The organism is Streptomyces sp. NPDC002018 (assembly GCF_042890865.1).
Classification (GTDB): Bacteria; Actinomycetota; Actinomycetes; order Streptomycetales; family Streptomycetaceae; genus Streptomyces.
In genome coordinates this window covers 8,758-35,098 of the sequence record NZ_JBIASO010000016.1, presented here as the reverse complement: position 1 = coordinate 35,098, position 26,341 = coordinate 8,758, and the positions used below count along the sequence as shown (strand labels likewise).

The 26,341-nt window shown below is 73.2% G+C and carries 6 protein-coding genes and 2 pseudogenes; 4 read left to right on the top strand and 4 right to left on the bottom strand.

The features are described from left to right. The first annotated feature begins 59 nt into the window (after positions 1-59). Together ACFYYH_RS24695 and ACFYYH_RS24690 are read left to right on the top strand one after the other, a co-directional pair. Complete coding sequence (locus ACFYYH_RS24695; protein ID WP_388554921.1) at positions 60-6,440, top strand: type I polyketide synthase; 6,381 nt, start codon at positions 60-62, stop codon at positions 6,438-6,440. A 171-nt stretch (positions 6,441-6,611) separates the two neighbouring features. Next, positions 6,612-7,796 carry a cytochrome P450 gene (locus ACFYYH_RS24690; protein WP_388554918.1) on the top strand — a complete coding sequence of 395 codons (1,185 nt, stop codon included), beginning with the start codon at positions 6,612-6,614 and terminating at the stop codon, positions 7,794-7,796. A 106-nt stretch (positions 7,797-7,902) separates the two neighbouring features. On the opposite strand, the gene ACFYYH_RS24685 is transcribed toward ACFYYH_RS24690, so the two are convergent. The 4 genes from ACFYYH_RS24685 to ACFYYH_RS24670 form a co-directional block, all read right to left on the bottom strand. Beyond that, positions 7,903-8,097: a ferredoxin gene (locus tag ACFYYH_RS24685; RefSeq protein ID WP_388554916.1), complete on the bottom strand. Its 195-nt coding sequence runs from the start codon at positions 8,095-8,097 to the stop codon at positions 7,903-7,905. 1 nt (position 8,098) lies between these two features. Continuing rightward, positions 8,099-9,289, bottom strand: coding sequence for a cytochrome P450 (locus tag ACFYYH_RS24680; protein ID WP_388554913.1), 1,191 nt, complete (start codon positions 9,287-9,289; stop codon positions 8,099-8,101). 73 nt (positions 9,290-9,362) lie between these two features. Continuing rightward, entirely contained in the window at positions 9,363-10,421 is a 1,059-nt protein-coding gene (locus ACFYYH_RS24675) for a DegT/DnrJ/EryC1/StrS family aminotransferase (RefSeq protein WP_388554910.1), read from the bottom strand. A gap of 12 nt (positions 10,422-10,433) precedes the next feature. Further along, positions 10,434-11,822: a glycosyltransferase gene (locus ACFYYH_RS24670; RefSeq protein ID WP_388554907.1), complete on the bottom strand. Its 1,389-nt coding sequence runs from the start codon at positions 11,820-11,822 to the stop codon at positions 10,434-10,436. Positions 11,823-12,091: 269 nt separating this feature from the next. Here ACFYYH_RS24670 and ACFYYH_RS24665 point away from each other — a divergent pair. Both ACFYYH_RS24665 and ACFYYH_RS24660 read left to right on the top strand, forming a co-directional pair. Next, positions 12,092-16,438, top strand: a pseudogene (locus ACFYYH_RS24665) (type I polyketide synthase); the annotation flags it as partial. A 66-nt stretch (positions 16,439-16,504) separates the two neighbouring features. Continuing rightward, positions 16,505-26,332, top strand: a pseudogene (locus tag ACFYYH_RS24660) (type I polyketide synthase); the annotation flags it as partial. Positions 26,333-26,341 lie beyond the last annotated feature (9 nt).

Here is a 26,341-nt window from a genome sequence, read left to right as displayed (position 1 = left end):
GCCCCCGCCCGTCCCACCGCGCCGCCCCGCGTCACCACCCCGGACCCGCCCCCGCTTCTTTGCCGCAGGTCCCCCGCCCCGGCCGCACTCCCTTCGCACGCGAAACATCTCAGGAAGGTTCACGGACCATGCCGGACGAAAAGAAACTCGTCGATTACCTGAAGTGGGTCACGGCGGATCTGCACCAGACCCGCCAACGGCTCCAGGAAGCCGAATCCGGCCGCCACGAACCGGTGGCGATCGTCGGAATGGGATGCAGGTTCCCCGGCGGCGTCCGGACCCCGGAGGACCTGTGGGAGCTGCTCGCCGCGGGCCGCAGCGCGATCTCCGGCTTCCCCACCGACCGGGGCTGGGACCTGGAGACCCTCGCCGGTGACGGGCCCGGGCGCAGCGCCACCCAGGAGGGCGGCTTCCTGCACGAGGCACCGGAGTTCGACCCCGGTTTCTTCGGGATCCCGCCGCGCGAGGCGCTCGCCATGGACCCGCAGCAGCGGCTGCTCCTGGAGGTCTCCTGGGAGGCGATCGAGCGCTCCGGCATCGACCCGGTCACCCTGCGCGGCAGCAGGACCGGGGTGTTCGTGGGCACCAACGCCCAGGACTACGCGCATCTCGTCCTCGCCTCGCGGGACGACATGGGCGGCTACGCGAGCAACGGCCTCGCGGCGAGCGTCCTGTCGGGCAGGCTGTCCTTCGTCCTCGGGCTCGAAGGGCCCGCCGTCACACTCGACACGGCGTGCTCGTCGTCGCTGGTGACCCTCCATCTCGCCGCGCAGGCCGTACGGAACGGCGAGTGCGCGCTGGCGCTGGCCGGCGGTGTCACGGTCATGGCGACCTCGGCGAGCTTCGCCGGGTTCAGCGTCCAGGGCGGACTCGCCGCCGACGGGCGGTGCAAGGCGTTCTCCGACGCGGCCGACGGTACCGCCTGGTCCGAGGGCGTCGGCATGCTCATGGTCGAGCGCCTCTCCGATGCCCGGCGCAACGGACACCCCGTCCTCGCGGTGCTGCGCGGCAGCGCCGTCAACCAGGACGGCGCGTCCAACGGTCTGAGCGCGCCCAACGGTCCGTCGCAGCAGCGGGTCATCCGCCAGGCCCTGGCCTCCGCCGGGCTCTCCCCGGCGGATGTGGACGCGGTCGAGGCGCACGGTACGGGCACCACCCTGGGCGATCCGATCGAGGCGGGCGCCCTGCTCGCCGCCTACGGCAGGGACCGCGATCCCCGGCACCCGCTGCGGCTCGGCACGGTCAAGTCGAACATCGGCCACACCCAGGCCGCGGCCGGGGTCGCGGGCGTGATGAAGATGGTCCTGGCGCTCCGCAACGGCGTGCTGCCGGGGACCCTCCATGTCGACGCGCCCTCCTCGCACGTGGACTGGTCGGCCGGTGACGTACGGCTGCTGACCAAGGCGGTCGAGTGGCCCGGGGGCGACCGGGTGCGCCGCGCCGGTGTGTCGTCGTTCGGGATCAGCGGCACCAACGCGCATGTGATCGTCGAGGAGGCGCCGCCCCCGGGGGCGGCGGACCCCCGGCCGGAGGACGGCCGGGAACGGACACCGGACGTGGTGGCGGGGACCGTGCCGTGGCCCGTCTCGGCCAGAAGCGCGGCGGCACTCGACGCGCAGCTCGACCGGATCCGGCCCCTCGCCGACGGAACTCCGGAATCCGGCTCCTGCCCGGCGCGGTCCCGCCCCCTCGACATCGGGTACTCACTGGCGACGACCCGCTCGGCCTTCGAGCACCGGGCGGTGCTGCTGGCCCGCGCCGACGGCGAGCCGCCGGTCGAGGCGGCCCGGGGTGTCACCGCCAAGGGCCCGCTGGCCGTGCTCTTCTCCGGCCAGGGATCGCAGCGGCTCGGCATGGGAAGGGAGCTGTACGCGCGCTTCCCCGTCTTCGCGGAGGCGCTGGACTCCGTACTGGCAGAGCTGGACCGGGAACTGGACCGTCCGCTGCGCGAGGTGATGTGGGGCGACGACCCGGGCCTCCTGGACGACACCGGTTTCACCCAGCCCGCGCTGTTCGCCGTCGAGGTCGCGCTGTACCGGCTGGCCCGCTCCTGGGGCGTCACGCCGGACTTCCTGGCCGGTCACTCCGTCGGGGAGATCGCGGCCGCCCATGTGGCCGGGGTGTTCCCGCTCGCCGACGCGTGCCGGCTGGTGGCCGCGCGGGCCCGGCTGATGCGCGCGCTTCCCGCCGGCGGCGCGATGGTGGCGGTACGGGCCACCGAGGACGAGGTCGCCCCGCTGCTGACGGACGGGGTCTCCCTCGCGGCGGTCAACGGCCCGGAGGCCGTCGTCGTCTCCGGTGCCGAGGACGCGGTGAACGCCATCGCGGAGCGGTTCGCGGCCCAGGGCCGCAGGACCACCCGGCTCTCGGTGAGCCACGCCTTCCACTCCCCGCTGATGGAGCCGATGCTCGACGAGTTCCGCGCCGTGGTGGCGGGGCTGGCCTTCGGAGAGCCGGCCGTACCGGTCGTCTCCAATCTGACCGGTGAACCCGCCTCGGCGGCCGAACTCGGCTCCCCCGACTACTGGGTCCGCCATGTCCGGGAGACCGTACGGTTCGGCGACGGGGTGCGGACCCTGGCCGCGCGGGGCGTACGGACCTTTCTGGAGCTGGGCCCGGACGGGGTGCTCTCCGCCCTCGTACCGGACTGCCTCCAGGACCCGGAGACCACCGGCCCCGGGACCACCGGCCCGGCGACCACGGGCACGGAGATCGCGGGCCCGGGGACCACCGGCATCGGCATCACCGCGCTGCCCGTGCTGCGCGGGGACCGCTCCGAGGAGACCACGGCCCTCACCGCGCTCGCCGGTCTGTATGTACGGGGGATCCCGGTCGACTGGGCCGAACTGTTCTCCGGCACGGGCGCGCGGCGGGTGGAGCTGCCGACGTACGCGTTCCAGCGCGAGCGGTACTGGCCCACCGTCAGGGCGGTGCCCGGGGACGCCTCGGCCCTGGGACTGGCCTCCGCCGGGCATCCGCTGCTCGGCGCCGCCGTGACGATCGCGGAGTCCGACGAGACCGTACTGACCGGCAGTCTGTCGGTGCGCTCGCACCCCTGGCTGGGCGACCACCGGATCGGGGGCCGGACCGTGCTGCCGGGCACGGCCTTCGCCGAACTGGCGATCAGGGCCGGGGACCAGTCGGGGCACGGCCGGGTGGCGGAACTGACCCTGCTCGCCCCGCTCGTGCTGCCCGAGCACGGCGCGGTCACCACCCAGGTGCGGGTCGGCGCGGCCGACGGCTCGGGACACCGCACGGTGACGGTCCACTCCCGCCCCGCGGACCAGGACGGCCGGGACGGCGCGGCGTGGACGACGCACGCGCGCGGTGTGCTCTCCCCGGCGGACGGTCCCGGCGAGGACGGCGCCGGGTTCGACACCGCCGAGTGGCCGCCGCGTGACGCGAAACCGGTCGAGCCCGCCGGACTCCACGAGCGGCTCCGCGCCGCGGGACTCGGCCATGGACCCGTCTTCCAGGGACTCACCGGCCTCTGGCGGCGCGCGGGCGAGGTGTTCGCCGAGGTGGCGCTGCCCGCGGGGGCCGAGGACGCCGCCGCGTTCGGGATCCACCCGGCGCTGCTGGACGCCGCGCTCCGGGCGGCGGGCGCCCTCGACGCGGACGGCACGCCCCCCGCCCCCGTTCCGCTCGCGTGGAGCGGACTCACCCTGCACGCGGCGGCGGCCTCCGCCCTGCGCGTACGGATCACCGCCACCGGCCAGGACACGGTGGCGCTGAGCGCCGTCGACGCGGCGGGAGCCCCGGTGCTCACGGTGGACTCGCTGCTGCTCGGCCCGGTCGGCGGACAGCCGGCCCCCGCACCCGCCGGGAGCGGCACGGAACCGGGCGCGCTGTACGCCCTCGACTGGGTGCCCGCCGCCGGCGCGGTGCCCGTCACCGGCACCCGCTGGGCGGTCGTCGGCGCCGACGAACTCGACCTGGGATACGCGATGCACCGCGCCGACGAGACCGTCAGCGCCTACGCGGAGTCCCTGACCGGCGCGGTCGGCGACAGCGGTGTCGCCCCCGATGTCTTCCTGGTGCCCGTGGTCGGCGATCCCGCCCTGGGCGGACCCGAGTCGGTGCGCGCCCTGACCTCCTGGGTGCTGGGCCTGCTCCAGGAGTGGCTGGACGAGCCCCGGCTCGCGGGCTCGCGGATGGTCTTCGTCACGCGCGGCGCCGTCGCCCTCGACGGCGAGGACGTCCAGGACCTGGCCGCCGCCGCGGTCTGGGGCCTCGTACGGTCGGCGCAGACCGAGAACCCGGGCAGCTTCCTGCTGGTCGACATGGACGACGCCTTCCTGTCGGCCGGCGTGCTGCCCGGAGTGCTCGCCCTGGACGAACAGCAGACGGTGGTACGCGCCAACTCCGTGCGCGTCGGGCGGCTGACCCGGCTGCCCGAGAACGAGGCACCCCCCGAGAACGAGGCACCCTCCGCGGCCGAGGGCACGGCGCGCCCCTGGAACCCCGACGGCACCGTACTGATCACGGGCGGTACGGGCGGTCTCGGCGGACAGCTCGCGCGCCATCTCGCCGCCGAGCACGGCGTACGGCATCTCCTGCTGGCCAGCCGGCGCGGCCCCGAGGCGCCCGGCGCGGCACAACTGCTGGCCGACCTGGCGGAACGGGGCGCCGAGGCCCGTGCGGTCGCCTGCGACGTGGGCGACCGGGACGCGGTCTCCGCGCTGCTCGCGGCCGTCCCCGACAGCCATCCGCTGACCGCGGTCGTGCATACCGCCGGTGTGCTGGACGACGCGCTGACCGGCTCACTGACCCCAGAGCTGCTGGACCGCGTCCTGCGGCCCAAGGCCGACGCCGCCTGGTATCTGCACGAGGCCACCCGCGAACTGGACCTGTCCGCGTTCGTGCTGTACTCGTCCGTCTCCGGGGTGGTGGGCAGCCCCGGACAGGGCAACTACGCCGCAGCCAACGTCTATCTGGAGGCCCTCGCCCACCACCGCGCGAGCCGGGGACTGCCCGCGCTCTCCCTCGCGTGGGGCCCCTGGGGCCGGGGCAGCGGCATGACCAGCCATGTCAGCGAGGCCGATCTCGCGCGGATGGCCAGCGGCGGCATGCCGCCCCTCGCCCTCGACCAGGGCCTGGCGCTCTTCGACGCCGCCGTCGCGCGTGCCGGGACCGCGATCGTGCCGACCAGGATCAATGTGGCGGGGCTCCAGGCGCAGCAGGCGCTGCCCGCGCTCTGGCGGGAGCTGATCCCCCGTACCCGGCGCGCCGCGGCGGCCGACGGCCGGTCCCCGGTCACCCTGCGGGAGCGGCTGCGCGGGCTCGACGCGGCCGGGCAGGAGAACCTGCTCGTGGAGCTGGTGACCGGATACACCGCCGGACTGCTCGGCCACCGTGACGCGAGCGGCGTCGACCCCGAACGCAGCTTCCTGGAACTGGGCTTCGACTCGCTGGTCTCCGTCGGGCTGCGCAACCAGCTCGCCGAGGTGCTCGGACTGAGGCTGCCGACCTCGGTGGTGTTCGACAACGAGACACCCGTCAAACTCGCCCGCCGGCTGCACGGCGAGATCGCCGCGCAGCTCGCCCCGGGTCCGGGCCCGGCCACCGCGAGCGGCGCCTCCGCCGTCGCCCGGCCGGCCCACGACTACGAGGAGACGCTGGAGGGGCTCTTCCACCGGGGCGTCCAGGGCGGAAAGCTCGTCGAGGCGATGCGGATGCTGGTCGCGGTGGCCAAGACCCGGCCGACCTTCGAGAACCCCGCCGATCTGGAGGAGCTGTCGCTCCCCGTCACCCTGGCCGAGGGCCCGAGCAGTCCACGGCTGGTCTTCGTCAGCGCGCCGGGTGCCACCGGAGGTGTCCACCAGTACGCCCGTATCGCGGCCCACTTCCGCGGCAGGCGCCATGTCTCCGCCCTGCCGCTCATGGGGTTCGCGCCCGGTGAGCCGCTGCCCGCCACCAGTGCGGCGGCGGCACGCGTGGTGGCGGAGAGCGCCCTGCACGCCAGTGACGGTGAACCCTTCGTCCTGGTCGGGCACTCGACGGGCGGCTCCCTCGCCTATCTCGCCGCCGGGGTGCTGGAGGAGACCTGGGGGATCAAGCCCGAGGCCGTCGTCCTGCTGGACACCGCGAGCATCCGCTACCGCGTGGGCGAGGGCAACGACCTGGACAGGACCACGCAGTACTACCTGGCCGACATCGACTCGCCGTCGGTCACGCTGAACAGCGCCAGGCTCTCCGCGATGGCCCACTGGTTCATGGCGATGACCGACATCGAGACGGTGCCCACCAGCGCCCCGACACTGCTGGTCCGGTGCACACGGTCGTTCGACGGCTTCCTCTTCGACACCACGTCGGTGCCCGCCGACGAGATCCACGACATCGACGCGAACCATCTCTCCCTGGCGAAGGAACACTCCGCGCTGACCGCGCGGGCGATCGAGGAGTGGCTCTCCACCCTCCCGGCGGCCACCAAGGTCTAGGCCACCCGCACCCGCACGCGCCGGCCCGTGCCGCACGGGTCCGACCCCGGACCCGGACCGACCCCGGACCCGGGCCGGCCGAGCCGGTCCGGTCCGTGCGGCGCCGGGCCGGCCCGGACGGGTCCGGCGCGGCGACCACACCAGCACCCATGTCCCGAGGAGACCCCCCCCATGACCACGTCCGGTGAACTGCCCTCGCTCCAGGCCGAGCAGCCCGCCGTCCTGCGACTGAGCCCCCTGCTGCGCGACCTCCAGACCCGTGGCCCCGTCCGCAAGGTGCGCACCCCCGCCGGTGACGAGGGCTGGCTGGTGACACGGCACGCCGAACTCAAGGCGCTGCTCCACGACGAACGGCTGGGCCGCGCCCACCGCACGCCCGCGACCGCGCCGCGCTATGTGCAGAACCCGTTCCTGGACATGCTCGTGCTGGACGACTTCGAGCTGGCGCGGAAGCTGCACACCGAGACCCGCGCGCTGCTCACCCCCAACTTCTCCGCCCGGCGCGTGCTCGATCTGATGCCGAGGGTCGAGGCCATCGCCGAAGGCGTGCTGGAGAGCTTTCTCGGACAGGGGCCGCCCGCCGATCTGCACGGCGGCTTCTCGCTGCCGTTCTCTCTGGCCGTGCTCTGCGAACTCCTCGGGGTGCCCCCCGAGGACCACGGCCTGCTGGTCACCCTGCTCTCCCGGATGGGCGGTCTCGACGACCCCGGAGGTGTCCAGGACGGACTGCGGGACCTCTTCGGCTATCTGGTGGAACTGGCCGGCCGCAAGCGCGCGGAGCCCGGCGACGACGTGATCTCCCGGCTCTGCGCGAGCGAGGTGTCCGACGAGCGCATCGGCCCGGTCGCGGCCGGGGTCCTGTTCGCCGGGCTGGAGGCCGTGGCCGGCCATGTCGACCTGGGAGTCGTCCTGTTCACGCTCCATCCCGGCCAGCGCGACGCGGCGCTGGGCGACCCGCGGCTGATGGCGGGCGCGGTGGAGGAGATCCTGCGCTCGGCGAAGGCCGGCGGGTCGGTGCTGCCCCGGTACGCGGGCGAGGACGTCGAGATCGGCGGCGTGACCATACACGCCGGTGATCTGGTGCTGCTCGACTTCACCCTGTCCAACTTCGACCGTCAGGTCTTCGACGAGCCGGAGCTGTTCGACATCACCCGCTCGCCCAATCCGCATCTGACGTTCGGTCACGGGATGTGGCACTGCATCGGGGCCCCGCTGGCCCGGATGCAGCTCAGGACGGCGTACACGCTGCTCTTCACACGTCTGCCCGGACTGCGTCTCGCGCTCCCGGTGGAGGAGCTCCAGGTGCTGGGCGGGCAGCTCTCCGCCGGCCTCACCGAGCTGCCGGTCACCTGGTAGGGAGCCGGGGGCCGGGCGCCCCGGCACGGAACGGGCTCTGCCCCCACCACCGGGTGGGGGCAGAGCCCGTTCGCCGTTCCCGTACGGACCGGGCCGCCGGGGCGGCTCAGCCCTCCTTCACCGTGATCGCCTGGGACGGACAGACCATGCCCGCCTGCCGCACCGCGTCCCGCGCGGGCTCGTCCGCCGGATCCTCCAGCACCATGACGATGCCGTGGTCGTCCTGGTCGAACACCTCGGGAGCCGACAGCACACACTGTCCCGCCCCCACACACCGTTCGGTGTCCACATCGATACGCACGTCAGTCCTCCGTCGTCGACCAGCGGACGGGCAGCTCGTGCAGCCCGAACAGCACTCCGTCGTACTTGAGCGGCAGCTCCTCGACCGGCACGGCCAGCTCCAGCGTGGGAATCCGCGCGAACAGGGTCCGGTAGGCGATGTCCATCTCGACCCGGACCAGGTTCTGGCCGAGGCACTGGTGCACCCCGTAGCCGAACGCCACATGCGAGCGCGCGGACCGCTCGGGGTCGAACTCGTCGGGGCGCTCGAAGACGGTCCCGTCATGGTTGGCCGCCGCGACCAGCGGCACGATGCCCTCACCCGCCCGGATGAGCTGCCCGCCGATCTCCACATCCTCCACGGCCACCCGGAAGGCCACCAGATCGGCCACCGAGTAGTAGCGCAGCAGCTCCTCCACGGCCCGCTCGTCGCCGATCCACCGCGGATTGGCGAGCAGGGTGACCACCCCGAGCCCGATGTTGTTCGCGGTCGTCTCGTGGCCCGCGATCAGCAGCAGCATCGCGACCCCGGTCAGCTCCTGCCGGGAGATGGTGCCGTCCGCCAGCAGCCGGCTCGTCAGATCGTCGCCGGGACGTTGCCGTTTGATGGTGATCAGCCGGTCGAGATAGCGCATCAGCGCCTTGGTCGCCGACTCCCGCTGCTCGTCCGTCGAGGTGAGCGTGACCAGCACCCGGGTCTTGGCCTCGAAGAAGTCACGGTCCGCGTGGGGCACCCCGAGCAGATCGGAGATGACCAGGGACGGTACGGACAGCGCGAAGTCCGCGATCAGGTCGGCCGTGTCGCCCGCGGCGAGCAGCGCGTCGATCCGCTCGTCCACGATCCGCTGGATCGCGGGCCGCATCTCCCTGATCTGACGGACCGTGAACTCGGGGATCAGCGTCTTGCGGAACCGGCCGTGCTCGGGCGGGTCCAGCGCCACGAACCAGCCGGGCACCTGGTCCTGCGAGGGCACACCACCGGTCCTCGCCGCCCGGGGGAAGCCCGGATGCGAGGGGTTGGAGCTGATCCTCGGATCGGTCAGCACCGCCCTGACGTCCTCGTGCCGGGTCACCAGCCAGACCGGGACACCGCTGGGCAGCGTCGACCGGACCAGCCCGTCCGCCCGCCGGAAGTCGGCGTACTCCCGGGGTGGGAAGGGCCGGCCGGGCCGCCGCAGCGGAAAGGCGACCGGGCACCTGTCGGTAGTTGTCATGTCTCGGCTTCCCCTGAGGATCGGAACGTCCGGTGTCGTACGGAGAGGAGCGCCGCGGTGTTCCGCGCGGGGCTCATGCGGCGCTGTAGAACTTGCGGATCCTGCCGGTGATGAACTCCTGGTCCTCCGCGGTCAGTCCCGTGTGGGTGGGGAGGTAGAAGCCGTCCTCGCTGAACCGGCTGGCGTTCAGCGCCGGCCAGTCGGCGTCGTAGTAGCCGGGCTGCCGGCTCATCGGCTTGAAGAACACCCGTGTCTCGATGCCCTCGGCCGCGAGGAAGTCACGCAGCTCCTCACGGCGTTCGGCGCGCAGGTCGTACATCCACAGCACCTCGCGCGGCGGCATCGGGGTGATCCCGTCGATGTCCCGCAGACCCTCGTCGTAGCGCCGCTCGATCTCCCGGCGGGTCTCCAGGATCGTGTCGAGCCGCTCGGTCTGCGCCAGCGCCACCGCGGCCTGCATGCTGGTCATACGGAAGTTGTAGGCGAGCTTCTTGTGCAGGAAGCTGTGGTCCTCGGTGAAGGCCATCGCGCGCAGATGGGCCATCTGTTCGGCGAGCCGGCTGTCGTCGGTCAGACAGACACCGCCCTCGCCGGCCGTGATGATCTTGTTGGCGAAGAGCGAGAAGCAGGCGATGTCCGCGACCGGGCGCACCCCGTGCGCCTCGGCGGAGTCCTCCACCACCCGCAGGTTGTAGTCATGGGCGATGTTCATGATCCGGTCCATGTCGCACCGGCGCCCGTAGATGTGCACCGGCAGGATCACCCTGGTCCGGGGGGTGATCCGCTCCTCGATCAGCGAGACATCGATATTGAGATCGTCCCCGCAGTCCACGAAGACGGGCGTCGCGCCCGTGTAGGTCACCGCCCACGCGCTCGCGATCATCGTGAACTCGGGGACGATCACCTCGTCGCCGGGGCCGACCCCGAGCGCGCGCAGCGCCAGGGTGAGCGCCGTCGTCCCCGAGGAACAGGCGACGCCGTGCGCCACCCCGTTGTACCGGGCGAACGCCTCCTCGAACCGGCGCACATACGGTCCCTGCGACGAGATCCAGCCGTCGCGGACGGCCTCCGTCACATAGTCGAGTTCCCGCCCGCCGAGCCAGGGCCGGGAAACCGGATGGGTGAAAGACATGGAAGACCCCGATCAGTGGGTGGCGAGTGCCGGCAGGCCGAGCAGCAGATCCGCCGCGGCCTGCCGGCCGCCCGCCGCCCGCAGTAGCTCTCCGAAGTGCTCCGCGCGCTCGCGGAACGAGTCCTCGTCCAGGACGCGGGTGAGTTTGTCGCACACATCGTCCGGATCGACGGTCTCCGGACGGTCGAGGGTGAGACTGACGCCGAAGTCCTGGCCCCGGACGGCCTGGTCGTCGCAGTCCACCCACAGGGGCCGCACCACCAGCGGTTTCCCGAAGTACAGACCCTCGTGGTAGCCGTTGCCGCCGGCATGGGTGAAGAACACCTTGACACTCGGGTGGGCCAGGACATCGAGCTGCGAGGGAACCCAGTTCTCGATCCGCAGATTGTCCGGGAGCGTCTCCGGCGGGGGCAGCAACTCCTGCTGCTCCCGGGGCAGTTTCCACAGGACGCTGTGGCGCCCTGCCAGCCGCCGGGCCACCTCCACCAGCGCGCCGACCTGCTCCCGTGTCAGCCGGGTGATCGTACCGAACCCCATGTACACGACCGACTCGCGCGCCGACAGCCAGTCGGAGAGACCGCCGTCGTCCGGTGCCTGCGGCAGCGGCGGTACCATCGCGCCGACCAGCCGCATCTTCTCCGGCACGGGGAACGGATAGTCCAGCTCGGGCACCGAGTAGCACAGCACCATCTCGGCATGGTCGATCCGCGCCATCATCTGGCGCGCCTCGGGCGCGATCCCGAGCTCCTCCCGGATCCGGTTGTCCTCCGCGACCACCTTCCGCATCGAGGAGGTCATGAACATCCCCAGCGTCCGGAGCCGGAAGAGCTGGTTGGCCACCCGCTGGGTGAGGTTCATGTCCAGCGGAAGACCCGAGTGCGGCACCGGGAAGCCGCGCGGGGTGTACGACCTGGCGAACGGCACATGCGAGGTGAGCACATTGCTGGGCACGAACGGCACGCCCAGCACGAACGGGATCTTCTTGGTGATGGCCAGCTCATGGCCGAACTGGCACATGCTCTCTATTACCATCAGGGCCGGCCTGACCTCGTCGACCACGGCCTCCAGCCGCCGGTACTTCTCCACCCGGGACCCGGGCGCGAACGAGTGCTTGATGACCGCGCGGTGCGCCTTGAACCGGGAGCGCTGCGTCACCTCCTGATAGGTCCTGTCGTCCCAGGTGACGGCCGACATCTGGGAGACGACCCCGCCGAGTGACGCGAACTCCACGGGAGTTCCCGCTTTGGCCGCCGCGATATCGTCGCGCCCCTTTTCATCGGTCGCGAACCACAGATCCTCCACTCCGCGCCGCGACAATTCCTGCGCCAGTACCAGCAGTGGATTGAGAAGACCGCTTTCGGCATAGCTGACGAACAGGATCGGCCGCCGGATCGAGCCCATGGACACCACCAACACCCTTCGGAAGTGGCGGTCCGATGGCTCGGCGCCACATGTACCCACCCGGCCGGTCGCCGGGTGGCCACGCCACGCGATCGGGCGGGACAGTTACTTGGTCTCACACCAGGCTCCGGAGAATCCCTAGTCTTCCTTCCGGGGACCCCGAATTCCTTAGGGAAAAGTACAGCTCCGCCAACCGTACGATCCGGCACGGAGAGATGTCCGAGGCCCGACTTTCCCCAGGGGAGTGCAACGTCATGACGATCGGAGCCGATGAAGACCCGGTAGTGGTCGTCGGGATGGCATGCCGTTATCCGGGCGGGGTCCGTTCCCCGGAGGAACTGTGGGATCTGGTCCTGGAGGGCCGCGACGCGATCTCCGCCTTCCCCGGGGACCGGGGCTGGGACCTGGAGGCGCTGGCCGGCGGGGGACCCGGCGGCAGTGTGACCGGCGAGGGCGGATTCCTCCACGGGGCCGCCGACTTCGACGCCGCGTTCTTCGGCATGTCGCCCCGCGAGGCCGTCTCCACGGACCCGCAGCAGCGCCAGGTGCTCGAAACGTCCTGGGAGGCGGTGGAGCGGGCCGGGATCGATCCGTACACCCTGCGCGGCAGCCGCACCGGTGTGTTCGTCGGCACCAACGGCCAGGACTACGCCACCGTCACCCAGCGGTCGGCGGAGGATCTCGCGGGCCACGCCATGACCGGGCTGTCGCCGAGCGTCGCCTCGGGACGGCTCGCCTACCACCTCGGTCTCGAAGGACCGGCCGTCACCGTCGACACCGCGTCCTCCTCCTCACTCGTCGCCCTGCACTGGGCCGCGCGGTCACTGCGCGCGGGGGAGTGCTCGATGGCCCTCGCCGGCGGAGTGACCGTCATGTCGACCCCGGCCGGCTTCATCGGCTACTCCCGTCAGGGCGGCCTCGCCCCCGACGGCCGCTGCAAGGCGTTCTCCGACGACGCGGACGGCACTGCCTGGGCCGAGGGCGTCGGCATCGTCGTCCTGGAACGGCTCTCGGACGCCCGCCGCGCCGGACACGAGATCCACGCGGTGCTGCGCGGCTCCGCCGTCAACCAGGACGGCGCGTCCAACGGGCTGACCGCACCGAGCGGCCCGGCCCAGGAACGGGTGATCCGCGCGGCGCTGGCCGACGCGGGACTCACCCCGGCCGAGGTCGATGTCGTCGAGGCGCACGGCACCGGTACGAAACTGGGCGACCCCATCGAGGCGCACGCGCTGCTCGCCACCTACGGCCGGGACCGCGACCCGCGCCGGCCGCTGCGGCTCGGCTCCCTCAAGTCGAACATCGGCCACGCCCAGGCGGCGGCCGGGGTCGCGGGAGTCATCAAGATGGTGCTCGCCCTGCGGCACGGGGTGATGCCGCCGACCCTCCATGCCGGCCGGCGCACCTCGCACGTGGACTGGTCGGGCGGGGTGGAACTGCTCACCGGAGCCGCTCCCTGGCCGGAGGACGGCCGTCCCCGGCGCGCGGGGATCTCGTCCTTCGGCATCAGCGGCACCAACGCCCATCTGATCATCGAGCAGCCCCCGGCCCCGGAGCCCCCGCAGGCCCCCGCACCGGCCCCGGCCGCCGCCGGAGAAGACCGGTACACCGCGCCGGGCGACACCCCGCACGACGACGCGCGCACCGCCCCGGGCGACGCCCCGCGTGACGGCCTGCACGAGGACCCGCGCGACGGCCTGCACGAGGACCCGCACGACGGCCCGCACGACGGCCTGCACGAGGACCCGCGCGCCGCCACGCCCGCCGTGGTGCCCTGGCTCGTCTCGGCCGCCACCGAAACCGCCCTGGACGACCAGCTCGCCCGGCTCACGGACTTCGTGGCCGCCCGCCCCGGGCCCGGCCCCGTCGACATCGGCTACTCCCTCGCGACCGGCCGGGCGGCGCTGCGCCATCGCGCGGTCCTGCTCGCGGACGGGCGGGGCGTCACCGCGACGGCCCGCGGGGCGGCCGGCGAAGGCACCACGGCGGTGCTCTTCCCGGGCCAGGGCAGCCAACGGCTCGGTATGGGACGCGGACTGTACGAGCGGTTCCCGGTCTTCGCGGCCGCGCTGGACGAGGTGTTCCGCGAACTGGACCCCCGTCTCGACGGCCCGCTGCGCGCCGTCCTGTGGGGCGACGACCCGGAGCCGCTGAACCGCACCCGCTGGACCCAGCCCGCGCTCTTCGCCGTCGAAGTGGCGCTCTTCCGTCTGATGGAGTCGCTGGGTGTACACCCCGCCGCCGTGGGCGGCCACTCGGTCGGCGAGATCGCGGCGGCCCATGTGGCGGGCGTGTTCTCGCTGGCCGACGCCTGCCGGCTGGTCGCGGCCCGCGCGAGGCTGATGGACGCCCTGCCGGCCGGCGGCGCGATGGTCGCCGTACAGGCCACCGAGGACGAGGTCCTGCCGCTGCTCGCAGGGCGGGAGGACCGGGTGTCCGTCGCCGCCGTCAACGGACCCGAGTCCGTCGTGATCGCGGGGGAGGAGAGCGCGGTCCTGGAGACCGCGGGACACTTCGCGGCCCGGCGGCGCAGGACCAAGCGGCTCCCGGTCTCGCACGCGTTCCACTCCCCGCTGATGGACCCGATGCTCCCCGGATTCCGTTCCGTCGTGGCGTCGCTGGCCTTCCACGAGCCCACCGTGCCGGTGCTCTCGAACCTCACCGGGGAGCTGTCCACCGGGCAGCTCGGCACACCCGAGTACTGGGTACGCCATGTGCGGGAAACCGTCCGGTTCGCCGACGGCGTCCGGGCACTGCGCGACGCGAGGACCGACGTCCTGCTGGAACTGGGCCCCGGCGGCGTGCTCTCCGCGATGGCCCAGGACAGCCTGGCCCAGGACAGTGCGGCCCAGGACGGTACGGGCCGAAACGGTCCGGACGGTCCCGGCCGGCCCGCCCGGCACCTGACCGTCGTACCGGCCCTGAGGAAGGACCGTACGGAGGAGACCGCCCTCGTCACCGCGCTGGGCCGGCTGTACACGGCCGGTGTGCCGCTCGACTGGCACGCCTTCTTCGCCGGTACCGGCGCCCGCCGGGTGGACCTGCCGACCTACGCCTTCCAGCACGAGCGCCACTGGCCCGCCCCGCCGCCGACCGGAACCGCGGACACCGCCGGCACCGGCGCCACCGGGCACCCGATGCTGGGCGCCGCACTCGAACTCACCGACGGCGAAGGGCTCGTGTTCACCGGTACGCTCTCCACCCGTACCCACCCCTGGCTCGCCCGGCACGCCATCGCCGGCCGGATCCCCCTGCCGGGAACGGCCTTCGTCGAACTGGCGATCCGCGCGGGCGACGAGGCCGGCTGCGGCCGGATCCAGGAACTGACCCTCACCGAACCGCTCGTCCTGCCCGAGCACGGCCCGGTACGGCTGCTCGTACGCCTCTCCCAGGCCGACGGGATCGGCTGGCGCACCGTCACCGTCCACTCCAGGCCCGGGGGCACCGATCGCGCCGTCCAGGCGCCGTGGACCGAACACGCCACCGGGGTACTGACCCCGGACTGGGGGGACACCGGCCGGGAGCCGGCAGCCGGTACGGACCGCTGGCCGCCGGAGGGCGCCGAGCCGGTGGACCTCGACGACCACTACGAGCGCCTCGCCGACCAGGGCTTCGACTACGGCCCGCCCTTCCAGGGGCTGCGCGCCCTGTGGCGGCACGGCGACGAACGGTACGCCGAGGTCGCCCTCGACCCGGGGACGGCCGACGCGGGGGCGTACGGACTGCACCCCGCCCTGCTGGACGCGGCCCGGCACGCCGCCATGACCGACGGCGGGGGCAGTCTGCCCGCCCGCTGGCGAGGGGTCTCCCTGCACGCCTTCGGGGCCACCGCGCTGCGGATCCGGCTCTCCCCGGGAGACGACGGCGCGATGGCGCTGCGGGCCGACGACATCTCAGGAGCCCCGGTGCTCACGGTCGAGGAGCTGCGCGTACGGCCACTCTCGCCGGGCGAGAGGGCCCCCGCCCCGCAGGAGCCCCCCGGGGCCGGCGGGGCCCCGGCGTCCCGCCACGGCTCGCGGACACCGGCCACGGCGGCGAGGACCGTACGGCCGCCCGCCGCCAGGCCGGGGGCCGACGACGGGGGGACACCCATACCGGGCAGGCGCCTGGAGGACATGCCCGAGGCCCAGCGGGCCCGCCATCTGCTCGACCTCGTACGGACCGAAGCCGCGGCCGTGCTCGGCCACGGCAGCCCGGACGCGGTCGGCGCCCACCAGGTCTTCAAGGAGATGGGCTTCGACTCCCTGGCCGGGGTCGAACTCTCCGGCCGGCTGGGCTCGCTCACCGGCCGGAGCCTCCCCGGCACGCTCGTCTTCAACTTCCCGACACCGGTCCTGGTCGCCGGTCATCTCGCGGCGCTCCTCACCGCGCCGCCCACCGCCACGACCGGTTCGGCGGACGACGAACTCACCCGCTTCGAGTCCGTCATCCGGTCGGTGCCCGCGGACGGTTCCGAACGCCAGGTGATCGCGGACCGCCTGGAGAAAATCATTTCCACGCTTCGGCGCTCCACGCCCTTCACGCCCTCGGATCCCCGTCCGTCGGGCGAGGACATCGAGACGGTGTCGGTCGACAGACTGCTCGACCTCATCGACGAGGAGTTCGAAACCACATAGAGATATCGCTGCTTTCGTTCGCGACCCGATGATGAGGACGGACCGGTGCCAGAAGACCAGCAGGAAAAAGTCGTCGACTACTTGAGGCGCGTCACTTCCGATCTCCGCCGCGCGCGCAAACGCATAGGCGAGCTGGAACTCACGCGGAACGAGCCCATCGCCCTCGTGGGAATGGGCTGCCGCCTTCCCGGCGGTGTCCGTTCCCCGGAAGCGCTGTGGGAACTCGTCGAATCCGGCGGGGACGCCATATCCGGATTCCCCGGCGACCGGGGATGGAATCTGGAGCGTCTCACCGGTGACGGAGAGGGCAGCAGCACGGCCCACGAGGGCGGATTTCTCCACGAGGCGGCGGAATTCGACGCCGGATTCTTCGGAATCTCCCCGCGCGAGGCGCTCGCGATGGATCCCCAGCAGCGGCTGCTGCTCGAGGTGGCCTGGGAGGCCCTGGAGCGGGCCGGGATCGCCCCGACCGCGCTGCGCGGCAGCCGGGCCGGGGTGTTCGTCGGCGCCTACCACTGGGGACAGCCCTCGGCCGCGGCGGCCGGTGAACTCCAGGGACACGCGCTGACGGGCACCGCCGCCAGTGTGCTGTCGGGACGGCTCGCCTACACCCTCGGTCTCGAAGGCCCGGCCATCACGGTCGACACCGCCTGTTCCTCCTCACTGGTGGCGCTGCACGTGGCGGCCCAGTCGCTGCGCAGCGGAGAGTCCTCACTCGCGCTCGTCGGGGGCGTCACCGTACTGACGGAGCCGTCGGTCTTCGTCGAGTTCAGCAAACAGGGCGGCCTCGCCCCGGACGGCCGCTGCAAGGCGTTCTCCGACGACGCGGACGGTACGGGCTGGGGGGAGGGCGTCGGCGTACTCGTCGCGGAGCGGCTCTCCGACGCCCTGCGCAACGGGCACCGGGTGCTCGCGGTGCTGCGCGGCAGCGCGGTCAACCAGGACGGCGCGTCCAACGGGCTCACCGCCCCCAACGGCCCCTCCCAGGAGCGGGTGGTCCGTCAGGTCCTCACGGCGGCCGGTCTGTCGGCGTCCGAGGTGGACGCGGTAGAGGCGCACGGTACGGGTACGAGGCTGGGTGATCCGATCGAGGCACAGGCGTTGCTGGCGACCTACGGGCAGGAGCGTGATCCGGGGCGTCCGCTGTGGCTGGGGTCGCTGAAGTCGAACATCGGTCATACGCAGGCCGCGGCGGGTGTGGCGGGTGTGATCAAGATGGTGATGGCGCTGCGTCATGGTGTGCTGCCGCGTACGTTGCACGCGGAGGTGCCGTCGTCGCAGGTCGACTGGTCCTCGGGTGCGGTGCGGTTGTTGTCGGAGGCGGTGCCGTGGCCGGAGACGGGCCGTCCGCGGCGGTGCGCGGTGTCGTCGTTCGGCATCAGCGGCACCAACGCCCACGCGGTGCTGGAACAGGCCCCGGCCGAGGAAGGCGCGGAGGAGACGCCCGAGCCGGGTACGGCGGCGCCGGGCGCGGTGCCCTGGGTGGTGTCCGGACGGGGCGTACCGGCGGTACGCGAGCAGGCGAGGGCCCTGGCCGAGCGGGCGGGGACGGCTCTTCCGGTGCCACGGCCGGCCGATGTCGGGCTCTCGCTGGTCTCGACCCGCGCGCTCTTCGAGCACCGGGCCGTCATGGTCGGCACCGACCACGAGGAACTCCTCGCGGCGGCGGGCGCGTTGGGCGCCGGCCGGTCCTCGGCCGAACTCGTTGAAGGAGTGGCCGATGTCGAGGGGAAGACGGTGTTCGTCTTTCCGGGGCAGGGGTCGCAGTGGGTGGGGATGGGTGCGCGGCTGCTGGAGGAGTCGCCGGTGTTCGCGGCGCGGTTCGCGGAGTGCGGGGCTGCTCTGGGTGAGTTTGTGGACTGGTCGTTGGTGGATGTGGTGCGGGGTGTGGAGGGTGCTCCGTCGTTGGAGCGGGTGGATGTGGTGCAGCCCGTCTCGTTCGCGGTGATGGTGTCGCTCGCGGAGGTGTGGCGGGCGCATGGTGTCGAGCCGGATGCGGTGGTGGGTCATTCGCAGGGGGAGATCGCTGCGGCTGTGGTGTCGGGGGCGTTGTCGCTCGGGGATGGTGCGCGGGTGGTGGCGTTGCGGAGTCAGGCGATCGGTCGTCGTCTGGCGGGGTGTGGCGGGATGATGTCGGTTCCGTTGCCGGTGGCTGAGGTGGAGGGCCGGCTGGGGGCGTGGGCCGGCCGGGTTTCGGTGGCGGCGGTGAACGGTCCGCGTTCGGTGGTGGTCTCGGGTGAGCCGGGTGCGCTGGACGAGTTGTTCGCGGGGTTGACGGGTGAGGGGGTCCGGGTCCGTCGTGTGGCGGTGGACTATGCCTCGCATTCGGTGCAGGTGGAGGATCTGCGGGAGGAACTGCTCGGTGTGCTGGGGCCGGTGCGTCCTGGTGTGTCGCGGGTGCCGTTCTTCTCCACGATGACGGGTGGGTGGCTGGACACGGGGGAGATGGACGCGGGGTACTGGTTCCGCAATCTGCGGCAGCGCGTGCTCTTCGCCGACGCCGTCACCGCACTGCTCGACACCGGGCATCGCGCGTTCATCGAGGTCAGCTCGCATCCCGTCCTGGCCATGTCCGTACAGGACATGATCGAGGCGCGTGGCGAACCCGCCGTCGTCACCGGCACCTTGCGGCGAGACCGGGGCGGTCTGTCGCGCTTCCTGCTGTCCGCCGCCGAGGTCTTCGTACGAGGTGTCGAGGTCGACTGGGCCCGGGTGTTCGCGGACACGGACGCCCGCCGGGTGGACCTGCCCACCTACCCCTTCCAGCACGAACGCTTCTGGAATCTCCCCGCCGTCCCCGCCGCTCCCGACGGGAGCGCCGCGTCCGATCCGCTCGACGCGCGGTTCTGGGCGGCGGTGGAGGAGGCGGACGTGTCCGCGCTGACCTCCGCGCTGGGTACGGACGAGGAGGCGGTGGCGGCGGTGCTGCCCGCGCTGTCGTCCTGGCGCAGGTCGCGCCGGGACCGCTCCACCCTCGACTCCTGGCGCTACCGGGTCGCGTGGTCCCCACTGGGCGGGGTGCCGGAGAGGCTGCTCTCGGGCGACTGGCTGGTGGTCTCCGCCGACGGGACCGACGACAGCGAGATCGTCGGCGCCCTCGGCGGCCGGGGCGCCACCGTACGGCGGCTCGTGCTGGACGAGCCGTGCGTGGACCGCGAGATCCTCGCCGGGCGGCTGGCCGGTCTCGACGGGCTCACCGGCATCGTGTCGGTGCTCGCCGAGGCGGAGGAGCCGGGCGAACGCCACCCCGGTCTGGCGCTCGGTCTGGCGCTGACGGTCTCGCTCGTCCAGGCGCTGGGCGACGCGCGGGTGCACGCGCCGCTGTGGTTCCTGACCCGGGGCGCCGTCGCCACCGGGCGCTCCGAGACGGTGACCCGGCCCGCCCAGGCGCAGGTGGCGGGCGTGGGCTGGACGACCGCCCTGGAGCATCCCGGGCGCTGGGGCGGTGTGATCGATCTGCCCGCCACTCTCGACCGCCGGGCCACCGGGCGTCTCGTGTCGCTCCTGGCCGGCGCCGCCGGCGAGGAGGACCAGCTCGCCGTCCGTGCCTCCGGTGTGTACACCCGCCGTGTCGTCCGCGCCGGATCGGGCGGACAGGGCCCCGCCCGTACCTGGACCCCGCGCGGTACCACCCTGATCACCGGCGGCTCCGGAACACTCGCCCCCGGTCTCGCGCGCTGGCTGGCCGCCCAGGGCGCCGGGCATCTGGTGCTCGCCAGCCGCCGGGGCATGGCCGCGCCGGGCGCGGCCGAACTCGTCGCGGAACTGGCCGAATCGGGCACCGAGGCCGTCGCGGTCGCGTGCGACATGACGGACCGGGACGCGGTGGCGTCCCTTCTGGCGGGGCTCAAGGCCGACGGCCGTACCGTACGGACCGTCATCCACACCGCGGCCGTCATCGAGCTGTACACCCTCGCCGAGACCACGATGGAGTCCTTCTCCGACGTCGTGCACGCCAAGGTCGCCGGGGCCCGCCATCTCGACGAACTGCTCGACAACGACGAACTGGACGACTTCGTCCTCTACTCGTCCACCGCCGGGATGTGGGGCAGCGGTCATCACGCGGCCTATGTGGCGGGCAACGCGTATCTCGCCGCCCTCGCCGTCAACCGCCGGGCGCGCGGTCTGCGGACCACCTCCGTGCACTGGGGCAAGTGGCCCGACGACATCGAGCGCGAACGGGCCGATCCGCACCACATCCGCCGCAGCGGTCTGCGGTATCTGGACCCGAAGCTCGCACTGAGCGGTCTGCGCACGGTCCTGGAGGACGACGAGACCGTCATCGGACTGACCGACATCGACTGGGACACATACCACCCCGTCTTCACCGCGGGCCGCCCCACACATCTCTTCGACGAGGTGCCCGAGGTCGCCCGCCGGCTCACCCGCCACACCGCCCGGACCGGCACCCGGACCGGGACGAGCGACCTCACCGCGCGGCTGCGCGGGCTGAGCGCCCCCGAGCAGGAACGTCTGCTGCTGACCCTGGTCCGTACGGAAGCGGCGGCCGTCCTCGGCCACGCCTCGGCCGAGGCGTTCCCCGAGCGGCGCGCCTTCCGCGACATCGGCTTCGACTCGGTCACCGCCGTGGATCTGCGCAACCGTATCGTGGCGGCCACGGGTCTGCCGCTGCCGTCGACCCTGGTCTTCGACCACCCCGATGTCCTCGCGCTGGCCGGTTTCCTGAAGTCGGCGGCGCTGGGTGGCGACGGCGACGGTACGGCGGCGGCCTCCGGCCGTTCCTCGTCCGTACGCTCCGCGGGGACCTCCGCCGCGGCCGGTGCCGGCCCCGACGACGACCCGATCGCCATCATCGGTATGAGCTGCCGCTATCCCGGCGGCGCGGGCTCACCCGAGGAGCTGATGCGGCTCGCCCTCGACGGCGCCGATGTGATCTCCGGGTTTCCCGCCGACCGCGGCTGGGACGCGGCGGGACTCTACGACCCGGACCCGGACCGGCAGGGCAGGACCTACTCCCTCCAGGGCGGATTCCTGCACGAGGCCGCGGAGTTCGACCCCGGCTTCTTCGGGATCTCGCCCCGCGAGGCGGTCGCCATGGACCCGCAGCAGCGGCTGCTGCTGGAGACCTCGTGGGAGGCCTTCGAGCGGGCCGGGATCGAACTGGACTCGCTGCGGGGCAGTACGGCGGGCACCTTCTTCGGCGCCAGCTACCAGGACTACGCGACCAGCGTGCAGAACGGGTCCGAGGGGTCCGAGGTGCATATGGTCACCGGCACGGCGGCCAGTGTGCTGTCGGGGCGGGTCTCCTATCTCTTCGGCTTCGAGGGACCCGCCGTCACCGTCGACACCGCGTGCTCCTCCTCGCTCGTCGCGATGCACCTCGCCTGCCAGTCACTGCGCAGCGGGGAGAGCTCCCTCGCACTGGCCGGCGGCGCGGCCGTGATGGCCACGCCGCACGCCTTCGTGGGATTCAGCCGGCAGCGGGCACTCGCACTCGACGGCCGCTGCAAGCCGTTCGCCGAGTCCGCGGACGGTATGACCCTGGCCGAGGGCGTCGGTGTCGTCCTGCTGGAACGGCTCTCGGACGCGCGGCGCAACGGACACCGGGTGCTCGCCGTCGTACGCGGCTCGGCGGTCAACCAGGACGGCGCGTCCAACGGGCTCACCGCGCCCAACGGCCCCTCCCAGCAGCGGGTGATCCGCCAGGCCCTCGCCAACGCGGGTCTGTCGGCGCGCGAAGTGGACGCGGTGGAGGCGCACGGTACGGGTACGAGGCTGGGTGATCCGATCGAGGCGCAGGCGTTGCTGGCGACCTATGGGCAGGAGCGTGATCCGGGGCGTCCGCTGTGGCTGGGGTCGCTGAAGTCGAACATCGGTCATACGCAGGCCGCGGCGGGTGTGGCGGGTGTGATCAAGATGGTGATGGCCATGCGCGCGGGTGTCCTCCCCAGGACGCTCCACGCGGAGACTCCCTCGTCGCACGTCGACTGGACCACGGGCGCGGTGGAGCTGCTGCGCGAGCGGACCGAGTGGCCGGACGCGGGCCGTCCCCGGCGCGCCGGGGTGTCGTCCTTCGGGATCAGCGGTACCAACGCGCATCTGATCCTGGAACAGGCTCCTTCGGCCAAGGCCAAGGCCGAGAGCGAGACCGAGCCCGAGAGCGGGGCCGGGACCGGGGTCGGGGCTGGTGCCGAGGCCGACACCAAGGCCGGTGCCGGTGCCGAGGAGCGTCCGGAGGAGACCACGGCCCGGCCCGGACCCGTGGTGCCCTGGCCGATCTCCGCGAAGTCCGAGGCGGCGCTGCGCGAGCAGGCGGCGCGCCTGCTCGCCCATGTCGACGCCGACCCCACCCTCTCGCCCGCCCGTGTCGGCTGGTCGCTCGCGACCACCCGGTCCGCCTTCGACCACCGCGCGGTGGTCCTCGGCGCGACCCGGGACGAACTCCTGCGCTCCCTCGACGCGGTCGTCACGGCCGGCAGCGCGCCCGGTGTGGTGCGCGGCACCGTCGGCGAGGGCTCGGCGGGCCCCGTGTTCGTCTTCCCCGGCCAGGGCTCCCAATGGTGGGGCATGGGCCGTGAACTGCTCGCCGGCTCCGAGGTGTTCCGGGAGAGCGTGGACGCCTGCGCCGCCGCGCTCGCCCCCCATATCGACTGGTCGCCGCACGAGGTGCTGAGCGGTGAGGGAGATCCCGCGCTGCTCGAACGGGTGGATGTGGTCCAGCCCGCGCTGTTCACGATGATGGTGGCGCTGTCCGCGCTCTGGCGCTCGTACGGTGTCGAGCCCGCGGCGGTCGTCGGCCACTCGCAGGGGGAGATCGCCGCCGCCCATGTGGCGGGCGCGCTGACCCTGGAGGACGCCGCCGCCGTGGTCGCCCTGCGCAGCCAGGCACTGCCCCGGCTGTCCGGTCTCGGCGGCATGATGTCGGTGGCCGCGCCCGTCGACCGGGTGACCGGCCTGCTGGCACCCTGGGGCACCCAGCTCTCCGTCGCGGCCGTCAACGGCCCGTCCTCGGTGATCGTCTCGGGCGACACGGCGGCGCTCGACGAACTCCTCGCCCTCTGCGAGGCGCGGCAGGTCCGTGCCCGCAGGGTCTCGGTCGACTACGCCTCGCACGGCGCGCACGTCGAAGCCGTACGGGACGAACTGGCCCGTGTGCTGGCGCCCGTCAGGCCGCGGGCACCACGGGTGCCGTTCTACTCGACGGTGACCGGAGGCCGGGTGGACGACGCCGTGTTCGACGGCGACTACTGGTACACCAACCTCCGGCAGACCGTACGGATGGAGGAGGCCACCCGGGCGCTGCTGGCCGACGGACACCGGATCTTCATCGAGATCAGCCCGCACCCCGTCCTGGCCGCACCCATCCAGGAGACACAGGAGACACAAGGGACACGGGAGGCACGGGAGACAGGGGAGACAGGGGAGACGGCGGAGACCCAGGACTCACAGGAGATCCAAGAGCCCCAGGGTGCTCAGGGACCGGCGGCCGGGTCCGTCGCGGGGTCCGCGGTGGTGCTCGGATCGCTGCGCAGGGACGAGGGCGGCCCCCGGCGCTTCCTGACCTCCCTCGCCGAGGCCCACACGCACGGCGCACGGGTGGAGTGGCGCACGGCGTTCCCCGAGGGCACCGGCGACACCCAGGAACCGGTCGACCTGCCCACGTACGCCTTCCAGCGGCGACGGTACTGGCCCGAGCTGAAGCCCGTCGGCACCACCGGCGGCAGCGGCACCCCGGGCGACACCGGCACCGGATCCGGCACCTCGGGCGAGTCGGACGCCGCGTTCTGGCAGCTCGTCGAGAGCCAGGACCTGGAGTCCCTCGCGGGTGAACTGGGCGTGGCCGCCAACGGCGAACTGTCGTCACTGGGCGCGGTCCTCCCCACCCTCTCCGCGTGGCGCGCCACAGCGCGCGAGCGCTCCACCGTCAACGCGTGGCGCTACCGCGTCGACTGGGCCCGGCTGACCGAGCCCGGTCCGGCGGTCCGTCCCGCGGGACGCCGGCTCGCGGTGGTCGCCGCGGGCAGGCCCGACGACCTCTGGGTGTCCGCCGTCCTCGCGGCGCTGGGCCCCGACACCGTCCGCTTCGAGGCCGACGCCGGCGCGGACCGTGCCGTCCTGGCCGGGCGGCTCGCCGGACTCGCCGCCGACGCCGAGGCCGAGGGCACGCCGTTCACCGGCGTCGTGTCCCTGCTGGCCCCGGTCGAGGAGCGGCACGCGGGCTTCTCCTCGCTGCCCGGCGGACTGGCCCTCACCCTCACCCTCGTCCAGGCGCTCGGTGACGCCGGGCTGCGCGCCCCGCTGTGGTGCGCCACCCGGGGCGCGGTCTCGGTGGGCCGCGACGACCGGCTCGTCCGTCCCGTGCAGGGCGCCCTGTGGGGCCTCGGCCGCGTCGTCGCTCTGGAACACCCGGACCGCTGGGGCGGACTTGTCGACCTCCCCGAGACACTCGACGCACGCGCCGGAGCCCGGCTGACGGCCGTGCTCGCCGCACCACCGGACGGCGAGGACCAGATCGCCATCCGCCCCTCCGGTGTCTTCGGACGCCGTCTGGTGCACGCCGCACCCACGGCCGGAACCCCCGGACGGCGCTGGCGCGGCCGGGGCACGGCACTGGTCACCGGCGGCACCGGCGGTATCGGCGGCCGGATCGCCCGGTGGCTGGTCGAACGCGGTGCCGGGCATGTGGTGCTGACCAGCCGTCGCGGCGAGGACGCGCCCGGCGCGGCCGCCCTCCGCGCCGAACTGGAGGACCTGGGAGCCAGGGTGACCATCGCGGCCTGCGACGCCGCCGACCGTGACGCGCTCGCGGCCGTCCTCGCGGCCGTCCCCGCCGACGCCCCGCTGACCTCGGTGTTCCACGCGGCCGGAGTGGCGGACGGCGACGACCCGGTGGAGTCGCTGACCCTGGCGCGGCTCGACGCGCTGCTGCGCTCGAAGCTGACCGCCGCACTCCATCTGCACGAACTGACCAGGGACGTCCCGCTCGACGCCTTCGTGCTGTTCTCCTCGGGCGCGGCGGTCTGGGGCAGCGGCGGCCAGCCCGGCTACGCGGCGGCCAACGCCTTCCTCGACGCCCTCGCCGAACACCGCAGGGCCGAGGGCCTCACCGCCTCGTCCGTCGCCTGGGGCACCTGGGCCGAGGTCGGCATGGCCACCGTCGAGGAAGTCCACGAGCGGCTGCGGCGCCAGGGCGTCCTGCCGATGGAACCGCCGCTCGCGATCGCCGCGCTCCAACGGATGCTGGAGGACGACGACACGGCGCTCACGGTCACGCGGATGGACTGGGAGCGGTTCACCCCCAGCTTCACCGCGACCCGGCCCAGCCCCCTGCTCACCGGGATCCCGGAGGCGGCGAGGGCGCTGGCCACCGAGAGCGGCGTACCCGCCGGTGACGGCGCCCCGGCCGCCCCGCCGCTGCGGCAGCGGCTCGACGCGCTGCCGGCCGCCGAACGCGCCCGCGCCCTGCTCGACGCGGTACGGACCGACGCCGCGTCGACGCTCGGCCATGACACCGCCGGGGCCATTCCGGCGACCCGCGCCTTCCGCGACGTCGGCTTCGACTCCGTGACGGCCGTCGAACTGCGCAACCGGCTGCGGACGGCCCTCGGTCTGCCCCTGCCCGCCGCCCTGGTCTTCGACCACCCCACCCCGGCGGCCCTGGCCCAGCACCTCGGCCGGCTCCTGTTCGGAACCGCTCCGGGGACGAACGGCACGGACCGCGAGGACCGGACGGACGACCCGGACGCGCGGATCCGTGACGCCCTGGCCTCCGTACCGATCAGCCGGCTCCGCAAGGCGGGGCTGCTGGACATGGTGCTCCGGCTCGCCGCCGCGGACGGCACCGAGGACTCCGCCCCGGCCGCGGCCGACGGGAACGACTCGCTCGACGACATGGACGCTGAGAGCCTGCTGCGGCTCGCCACCGAGATCTGAGGATCCCCG